The organism is Azospirillum melinis (assembly GCF_013340935.1).
GTDB classification, from domain to species: domain Bacteria; phylum Pseudomonadota; class Alphaproteobacteria; order Azospirillales; family Azospirillaceae; genus Azospirillum; species Azospirillum melinis.
In genome coordinates this window covers 196,978-205,747 of sequence record NZ_WHOS01000004.1, presented here as the reverse complement: position 1 = coordinate 205,747, position 8,770 = coordinate 196,978, and the positions used below count along the sequence as shown (strand labels likewise).

The window sequence follows — 8,770 nt, the reverse complement described above, 5'->3', positions numbered from 1 at the left end:
GATCTATGCGCCGCCCCCCGTGGTTTACGCACCGCCCCCGCCGCCGCGGGTGATCTATGCCCCGCCGCCCGTCGTCTATGCGCCGCAGCCGGTGGTTCCGGGCTTCGGCCTGAGCGTCAACATCCGCTGATCCGCCGCTGACCGCACACCGGCACCAAAAAGGACGGCTTCCGGCGGAGCGCCCACCGCATTATGGTGCACGCCGTTCGGTAAAGCCGCCCCGCCGGGGCGCTGCAGCCAGGGAGACGGCATTTGCGGGTTCTTAGTGTGTGCGCCGTAGTCGCGGGCAGCCTTTCGATTGCCTGCGGGATCGCGACCTTCGCCAGTGCGGCGGAGCCGCGCCTGATGGCGGCGCTGGGCAACACCGTGCTGACGATGACCGACATCGGGCCGAAGCACACCCAGGTGGCGGTGAACGACAAGCCGGTGTTCGACGACAAGGAGAGCGACCTGCTGTCCTTCGTCGGTGCCTATTCGATGAAGGATCGCTGGATCGCCCTGTTCCAGTCCGACACCGGCGCCAAGGACTGTCCGACCCGCTTCCGCATTCTGGAGGTCGGCGGCCCGCAGCCGACGGTCTCCTACCCCTTCGGCTCTTGCAGCGATGCCGCCCAGGTCACCATCGACAACGACACCCTGACGGTTTCCATGCCCCAGCCGGGTGGCGGGGCGGACGCCGCCTGGACCTACCGCAACGGCAAGATCGGCCGCAGCAAGTAGGCGGCAACCGGTGCGGGACCTGCGGCCGAGGCTATGCTGGGTCCCGTATCCTTCGCCACACCCTCGATTGACGACGACAGGCGCAGCTTTTAAGGTCCGGACCTCCGCACATTCCCGTTCCGGGACAGGAAGTTCGCCCCAGAAAGTTCGCTCCATGACTGCCAGCAGCGCCAGCCGGCCCAGCCGCCGGCCCAACACTCCGCTCTTCTCCTCGGGTCCCTGCGCAAAGCGTCCGGGCTGGTCGCTCGACGCGCTGGACGGCGCGCTGCTCGGCCGCTCCCACCGTTCCAAGCCGGGCAAGGCCAAGCTGAAGGAGGTCATCGACCTCACCCGCGCGGTGCTGGGCATCCCCGGCGACTACCGCATCGGTATCGTCCCGGCCTCCGACACCGGTGCGGTGGAGATGGCGCTGTGGTCGATGCTGGGCGCCCGCGGCGTCGACATGCTGGCCTGGGAAAGCTTCGGCAAGGAATGGGTCACCGACGTCGCCAAGCAGTTGAAGCTGCCGGACGTGCGCAATCTGATCGCCCCCTATGGCGAGTTGCCGGACCTGTCGACGGTCGATTTCAGCCGGGACGTCGTCTTCACCTGGAACGGCACCACCGCAGGCGTCCGGGTGGCCGATGGCGACTGGATCGCCGACGACCGTGAGGGGCTGACCATCTGCGACGCCACCTCGGCCGCCTTCGCCATGGCGCTGCCCTGGCACAAGATCGACGTCGCCACCTGGTCCTGGCAGAAGGTGCTGGGCGGCGAGGCGGCGCACGGTATGCTGGTGCTGAGCCCGCGCGCGGTGGAACGGCTGGAGAGCTTCCAGCCCGACCGGCCGCTGCCGAAGATCTTCCGCATGACCAAGAACGGCAAGCTGATCGAAGGCATCTTCGAAGGCGACACCATCAACACCCCGTCGATGCTCTGCGTCGAGGATGCCATCGACGGCCTGCGCTGGGCCCTGTCGCTGGGCGGCCTGACACAGCTGATCCGCCGGTCGGAGCAGAATCTGCGCATCGTCGCCGAATGGGTGGAGACCAGCAGCTGGGCCGGTTTCCTGGCGACGGATCCGGTCAACCGCTCCTGCACCTCGATCTGCCTGCGCTTCACCGATCCGGAGGTGACCGCCCTGTCGGAGGAGGCCCAGGCCGCCTTCGCCAAGAAGCTGTCCGCCCTGCTGGAAAAGGAGGAGGCAGCCTTCGACGCCGGTTCCTACCGAGATGCGCCTCCCGGCCTGCGGCTGTGGGGCGGCGCCACGGTGGAGAGTGAGGATATGGAGGCGGTCCTGCCCTGGCTCGACTGGGCTTACGCCACCGTGAAGGCTGAGACGTTCGGTCCCAAGCAGGGCTGACGCCGGAACGGGCACAGGCGGGCAAGCGCAAGCCGGACTGTCGTCCACAGCATCTTCCGCAGCCATCGAACGGCCCCGCCGTGGCACAACCGCCACAGCGGGGCTTTTCGCATGGGCTGGCATTGTGCTTTGCAGCAAAGGATCCGGCCAAGCAACCGTTCGTACACAGCAGCATTTCTGCACCAGTGTGACCGGCGTGACTCGCGTTCGAACCTCACAAGCTTGACCATGGTTATCCACAGAACCGTGGACAAGGTGGTGGATAACCCTGTTGAACCATCGGTCCCGCCTGTCCGGAAACTGTCATGGAGGAAGTGCGGCCGATTCGCCCCTGCCGTCGCCGGACGGACGACGCTGCCTCCCCTGTTGGGGCCCCGCCCTATCCCGAAGATGGTCTGGCAAACCGCCGGTTGTGTCCCGACTCTTGAAGGGGATTTCCGGCAACCCCGCTGCACTGCGGCAAAGCCGGTGCAACGAAGGAAGGGCTTTGACCGACCATGGCGCACTACCTCATCACCGGCGGCTGCGGTTTCATCGGCTCGCATCTGGCCGACCGGCTGCTGGCCGACGGGCATCGGGTGACGATCCTCGACAACCTGTCGAGCGGCAGGCTGGAGAACAAGCCAAGCGCCGCGAAGCTGGTGGTGGGCGACGTGGCCGATCCCGACGCGGTGCGGGAGGCGATGGCCGGCGATGCCGGTGAGGGGGTTGACGGCGTCTTCCATCTTGCCGCCGTGGCGTCGGTCCAGAAATCGCGGGAACTATGGGCCGAGACCCACCGCACCAACCTGTTGGGCACCGTCACCGTTTTCGAGGCGGCGCGCGATGCCAAGCGCGGCGGTCCGATCCCGGTGGTCTACGCCTCTTCCGCCGCCATTTACGGCGACAACGGCAACACCCCGCTGAATGAGGACGAACTGCCGCGCCCGCTGTCCGCCTATGGCGTCGACAAGCTGGGATGCGAGATGCATGCCCGTGTCGCCTGGGCGATCCAGGGAGTGCCGACGGTCGGCTTCCGCTTCTTCAACGTCTACGGCCCGCGCCAGGACCCGATGTCGCCCTATTCCGGCGTGATTTCGATTTTCGCCCGCCGGGTCGCCCGTGGCGAGGATGTGGAGATCCATGGCGACGGCCAGCAGGTCCGCGACTTCGTTTTCGTCGGCGACGTGGTGCGCATCCTGACACTGGCGATGGAGCGGCGCTTTGCCGGGGCGCAGGTCTACAACCTCTGCACCGGCCGCGCGACGTCGCTGGTGATGCTGCTGGAGGTGTTGCAGGAGCTGTGCGGCAGCAAGGTCCGCCGCCGTCACACCGAAGCGCGGGCCGGCGACATCCGCGTGTCGATCGGCGACCCGTCGCTGCTGCGCTCCACCTTCGACACCGTGTGCCAGGTCGGCCTGCTCCAGGGATTGAGCGCCACCCTGACCGGCCGCATGCCTTGAGGTTGGATCCGATACCGGGGTATGAGGAGGCCGATTAAACTCCGTCTCCCGCCCCGGGAGAGGATGCCGCCATCAGGATGATCGAACCATGGCCCGCCGCCGATCCCTTCCCATCCGGGCGCTGCTGATCGTCCTCGCGATCCTCGCCGTCGTCGCGGTGGCCGAGCGGCTCCACATCATCCCGCCCGGCACCCTCGACCGCCTGCTGGGCGAGGAAACACACCGCCCTCGCCAGCCGCGCAAGCAGGAGCCCGCCGAACCGCCACCGCCAGTCGTCGCCCGCCCCACCGACCGGATCGACTATGCCGAGGTCGCCCGCCAGCTCGACGGCATCCGGGTGGAACCCGAAAAGCGCAAGGGCTATCAGCGCGAGGAATGGCCGCACTGGCTGGCACTCGACGGCGGCTGCCTGAATGCCCGCGAGAAGGTGCTGATCCGCGACTCCCGCCGCCCGGCGACGCTCGACGCCAAGGGCTGCGGCGTGAAGTCCGGCGACTGGCTCGATCCCTACACCGGCGAGCGCTACACCGACCCGCAGATGGTCGACATCGACCACCGCGTGCCGCTGGAGGAGGCCTATGCCAGCGGCGGCTATGACTGGAGCCGGGAGAAGCGTGCCGCTTACGCCAACGACACCAGCGACCCGCTGACCCTGCTGGTTTCCAGCCGCGAGGCCAACCGCGCCAAGGGCTCCAAGGGGCCGGAGGACTGGCTGCCCCCCAAGCGCGACGGCATCTGCCTTTATGTCGCCGACTGGATTCTGGTGAAGGCGCGCTGGAGTCTGACCATGGATGAGCGGGAACGGGTGACCGTCGGCAACATCCTGAACGACTGCCGTGCCTCGGCCGGGCAGCAGCGCTGACGCAGCCCTGCCCTGCCCGGCGCTTCGTTGGGCAAACCACCGATTTCGCGCTACCGTCCGCCGCATGATTGGAAGGTCGGAAACGGGAAGACACATGACCGGAGGAGACACCCCGCTGTGGCGGGAAGGCGCCGTCGCCCTCGCCGCGCGGCTGGCCCGGCGGGAGCTGTCGGCCCGCGAGGCGGTCGAAGCGCATCTGTCCCGCATCGCCGCGGCCGAACCGGCGCTGTCCGCCTTCCTGACCGTCGCCGCCGACGAGGCCCTCGCCCGCGCCGATGCGCTGGACGCCCTGCCGTCGCCCGTCGGGCCACTGCATGGCGTGCCGGTCGCGGTGAAGGACCTGACCGACACCGCCGGCATCCGCACCACCTACGGCTCGGCGCTCTATGCCGACCATGTGCCGGCCGACAGTGACATCGCAGTCGCCCGGATCGAGGCGGCCGGCGGCATCGTCATCGGCAAGACCAACACGCCGGAGTTCGGCTTCGGCGCCATCTGCAGGAACCGCCTGTACGGTCCGACCCGCAACCCGGCCGATCCGAACCTGACCTCCGGCGGGTCGAGCGGCGGATCGGCGGCGGCGGTCGCGGTCGGCATGGCACCGTTGGCGCATGGCACCGACTATGGCGGGTCGGTGCGGATTCCGGCGAGCTTCTGCGGCATCGCCTCCATCCGGCCGACGCCTGGGCTGATCCCGGCGCCCGGCCGGGCCTTGGGCTGGGACACGCTGGCGACCCATGGCGTGCTGGCCCGCGACACGGCCGACTGCGCGCTGCTGCTGTCGGCGATGGCCGGCAGCGATCTCCGCGACCCGACCTCCCTCTTCGGCGACCGCGATAGCGGGTCGGAAACCCGGGTGGGTGCCACCGCCGATTTCGGTGTCGCCACCGTGTCCCACGCTGTGCGCGAGCGCTTCGCCGAGGCGGTCGACCGGCTGGAGCGGGTTGCCGGGCCGATGGCGCGCCGCCATCCCGACTGCGGCGACGCCATGGCGACCTTCCGCACGCTGCGCGCCGCCCAGACCCGTCATGCCTTTGGTCCGATGCTGGCAAAGCATGGCGAAGCGCTGACCGACACCATCCGCTGGAACATCGAGGCCGGGGCCGGCATCACGGCCGATGCCTATCTGGAGGCGCAGGCCGCCCGCACAGCGCTGTACCGCCGCTTCGTCGCGCTGTTCGGGGAGATCGACGTGCTGGCGGCGCCAGCCTGCGGCGTGCTGCCCTGGCCGAACCAGGATGGCGAGGTGACCGTCATCGACGGGCAGCCGGTGGGGTCGATCCTCGACTATCTCGGTGTCACGGCAATCGTCACGCTGATCGGCTTCCCGGTGCTGACCCTGCCGGTTGCCGGAGACGGACTGCCCTTCGGCATCCAGCTGATCGCCCGGCCGGGAGAGGAACGGCGCCTGATCCGCCTGGGCCTGATGCTGGAGCGCGAGGCGGGCTTCGCTCATCGCTGGCCCGCCGGCTGGGCAGGTTAATGGGAATCGGGTGACAAGACGCCGCTCCCGACAGCCATTGCGGGCAGCTGACCCATAGGCTATGCACCCCCGCATGAGCGCCGACACCCTTCCCGAATCCGCCCTGCCCAGTTCTGTTCTGTCCCGGTCATCCGCCGCCACGCCTTCGATGGCGGAGGTACGGCGCGCCACCGGCATCGGCTCCATCGCCATCCTGCTGTGGGCGACGGCGGCGCTGCTGACATCGATGTCCAGCGCCATGCCGCCGCTGCAACTGGTGGCGGTCACCTTCGGGCTGGCCTTCCTGACCGGCAGCAGCGTCGCGGTTCTGCGCGGCCGTAGCGTGATCGGAACCCTGCGCCAGCCGTTGCCCGTCTGGCTGGTCGGGGTCGGCGGACTGTTCGGCTATCACGCCTGCCTGTTCCTTGCCTTCCATCTGGCCCCATCGGCGGCGGTCGAGGTCAATCTCATCAACTATCTCTGGCCGCTCTGCATCGTCCTGTTCTCCGCCCTGCTGCCGGGGGAGCGGCTGAAGGCCGCCCATGTGGCCGGCGCGCTGTGCGGGCTGGCCGGCACCGCGCTGATCGTTTCGGGGAGAGGCGGCGGGCTGCACCTGGACGCCGGCACGCTGGGAGGCAACCTGCCCGCCTACGGTGCGGCCCTGGCGGCGGCGTTGATCTGGGGGGCCTATTCGGTCCTGTCACGCCGCTTCGGCTCGGTCCCGACCGAGGCGGTCAGCGGCTTCTGCCTCGTCACCGCCCTGCTGGGCCTGACCGGGCACCTGCTGTTCGAGGATGCCACCGTCTGGCCGCAGGAGGCGCTGGGCTGGCTGGTCCTGCTGGCCCTCGGCATCGGGCCGGACGGGCTGGCCTTCTTCGTCTGGGACCATGGAATGAAGCGCGGCGACATCCGGGCGCTGGGCGTGCTGTCCTATGCCGTGCCGCCGGCCTCCACCCTGCTGCTGATCCTGTTCGGGCAGGCCAGCGGCGGCTGGGCCGTCTGGGCCGCCTGCGCGCTGATCGCCGGCGGGGCGCTGATGGCGAGCTGGGACATGATCCGCGCCAAGTGACAGCGATTTCATGCCCCGGCCGAGGCAAAGGGTGGTAATCGGCAAGCATCGTCCCGACCGCTTGCGAGTGCCCAACCAATGCCCGCGCGTGCGTATTCCCCACCGTCCTCTTCCGGACGCCTGTCCGCCGCCCGCCAATTCCTGTCCGATGTCTGGCGGCTGACCAAGCCCTATTGGTCGTCGGAGGAGAAATGGGCGGCGCGCGGCCTGCTGGCGGCGATCGTCGTCCTCAATCTGGCGGCGGTGTTCATGGAGGTCTGGTTCACCCAGATCAACGCCGACATCTTCAACGCATTGCAGGAGAAGGATGAGAACGGCTTCATCCAGGCCCTGCTGGTGTTCGGCGGGCTGGCGCTGGTCTTCATCGCGGTGGCGGTCTATCGCCTCTACCTGAACCAGATGCTGCAAATCCGCTGGCGCCGCTGGCTGACCGAGCGCTATCTCGGCGACTGGCTGGAGAACCAGACCTATTACCGCCTGCAATTCGCCGACACCGGCACCGACAACCCCGACCAGCGCATCGCCGAGGATCTGCGCAGCTTCGTTCAGCTGACGCTGAGCCTGTCGCTGGGCTTCATGACCAATCTGGTTTCGCTGGTCTCCTTCCTCGCCATCCTGTGGAGCCTGTCCGGATCGGTCACCATTCCCTGGCTCGGCATCGACCTGCCCGGCTACATGGTGTGGGTGGCGCTGGTCTATGCCGTCGGCGGCACCTGGATCACCCACCGGATCGGCAAGCCGTTGGCCCGGCTCAGCTTCGACCAGCAGCGGTACGAGGCCGACTTCCGCTTCTCCCTGGTCCGCCTGCGCGAGAATGCCGAGAGCGTCGCCCTGCAACAGGGCGAGGTGCAGGAGGCGCGCGGCTTCGGCGACCGCTTCGCCCGTGTCGTCGCCAACTGGTGGTCGCTGATGCGCACGCAGAAGCGGCTGGTCTGGTTCACCTCCGCCTATGGGCAGATCGCCATCATCTTCCCGCTGCTGGTCGCCGCCCCGCGCTATTTCAGTGGTGCTCTGCCGCTGGGATCGCTGATGCAGACCTCGCAGGCCTTCGGGCAGGTGCAGGGAGCAATGTCCTGGTTCATCGACGCCTATGTAAACCTCGCCGACTGGCATGCCACCACCAGCCGCCTGACCGGTTTCCACCACGCTGTGGAGACCGTCCGCGCCGATGCCCGCGACCATGCCGGGGTGGAGCGCACTGCGGCGGCCGACGGCGCCCTGACGCTGGACGGGCTGGCCCTGACCCTGCCGGACGGTGGCACGCCGCTGGTCCGCGCCGACCTGACGGTGCAACCGGGCGAGTCCCTTCTGATCACCGGTCCGTCGGGGTCGGGCAAGAGCACCCTGCTGCGTGCCATCGCCGGCATCTGGCCCTTCGGCCGCGGCCGGATCGCGCTGCCAAGCGGCATTATGGCGGCTGGCGGCACCACCGCGGCCAACGGCAGCATGGTCCTGCCCCAGAAGCCCTACCTGCCCATCGGATCCCTGCGCGCCGCCGTCACCTACCCCGCCACTCCCGACGCCTTCCCCGATGAGGCGGTGCGCGAGGTGCTGGACGCCGTCGGCATGGCCGGTTTCGCCGACCGTCTGGCGGAGGAGGACCACTGGTCGCAACGCCTGTCCGGTGGCGAGCAGCAGCGCATCGCCGTCGCCCGTGCCCTTCTGCACAAGCCCGACTGGCTCTATCTCGACGAGGCGACTTCGGCCTGCGATCCGGAGACGGAGGAGCAGCTCTATGGCCTGCTGCGCGCCCGCCTGCCCGGCACGACGCTGGTCAGCATCGGCCATCGTCCCAGCCTCGCCGCTTTCCACGACCGGCGGATGACAGTCCGGCGCAACGGAGACGGGGTCGGAGAGTTGGCGGCGGTGTGAC

Annotated in this window: 7 protein-coding genes; all 7 read left to right on the top strand. The window is 68.8% G+C overall.

Translation table 11 applies throughout. The features are described from left to right. Window positions 1-252: 252 nt before the first annotated feature. On the top strand, window positions 253-720 hold the full coding sequence (locus GBZ48_RS05600; RefSeq protein ID WP_211105635.1) for a hypothetical protein: 468 nt from the start codon (window positions 253-255) through the stop codon (window positions 718-720). A 154-nt stretch (window positions 721-874) separates the two neighbouring features. Further along, complete coding sequence (locus GBZ48_RS05595; RefSeq protein WP_174470125.1) at window positions 875-2,062, top strand: phosphoserine transaminase; 1,188 nt, start codon at window positions 875-877, stop codon at window positions 2,060-2,062. A gap of 497 nt (window positions 2,063-2,559) precedes the next feature. Continuing rightward, the gene (locus tag GBZ48_RS05590; protein ID WP_174470124.1) at window positions 2,560-3,504 is read left to right on the top strand and encodes an SDR family NAD(P)-dependent oxidoreductase; all 945 of its coding nucleotides are present in this window, start codon (window positions 2,560-2,562) and stop codon (window positions 3,502-3,504) included. Between the two features lie 88 nt (window positions 3,505-3,592). Beyond that, complete coding sequence (locus GBZ48_RS05585) at window positions 3,593-4,366, top strand: HNH endonuclease family protein (RefSeq protein WP_174470123.1); 774 nt, start codon at window positions 3,593-3,595, stop codon at window positions 4,364-4,366. Between the two features lie 94 nt (window positions 4,367-4,460). After that, window positions 4,461-5,849 (top strand): amidase, encoded by a 1,389-nt coding sequence (locus GBZ48_RS05580; RefSeq protein ID WP_246306994.1) that lies wholly within the window; start codon window positions 4,461-4,463, stop codon window positions 5,847-5,849. Window positions 5,850-5,922: 73 nt separating this feature from the next. Beyond that, window positions 5,923-6,897 (top strand): aromatic amino acid exporter YddG, encoded by a 975-nt coding sequence (gene yddG / locus GBZ48_RS05575; protein ID WP_246306993.1) that lies wholly within the window; start codon window positions 5,923-5,925, stop codon window positions 6,895-6,897. Window positions 6,898-6,975: 78 nt separating this feature from the next. Next, window positions 6,976-8,769, top strand: coding sequence for an ABC transporter ATP-binding protein/permease (locus GBZ48_RS05570; RefSeq protein WP_174470121.1), 1,794 nt, complete (start codon window positions 6,976-6,978; stop codon window positions 8,767-8,769). Window position 8,770 lies beyond the last annotated feature (1 nt).

Coding starts and splice junctions, on each gene's coding strand:
- yddG (WP_246306993.1), top strand. CDS start 5,923: ATGAGCGCCGACACCCTTCCCGAATCCGCCCTGCCCAGTTCTGTTCTG.
- GBZ48_RS05595 (WP_174470125.1), top strand. CDS start 875: ATGACTGCCAGCAGCGCCAGCCGGCCCAGCCGCCGGCCCAACACTCCG.
- GBZ48_RS05590 (WP_174470124.1), top strand. CDS start 2,560: ATGGCGCACTACCTCATCACCGGCGGCTGCGGTTTCATCGGCTCGCAT.
- GBZ48_RS05570 (WP_174470121.1), top strand. CDS start 6,976: ATGCCCGCGCGTGCGTATTCCCCACCGTCCTCTTCCGGACGCCTGTCC.
- GBZ48_RS05580 (WP_246306994.1), top strand. CDS start 4,461: ATGACCGGAGGAGACACCCCGCTGTGGCGGGAAGGCGCCGTCGCCCTC.
- GBZ48_RS05585 (WP_174470123.1), top strand. CDS start 3,593: ATGGCCCGCCGCCGATCCCTTCCCATCCGGGCGCTGCTGATCGTCCTC.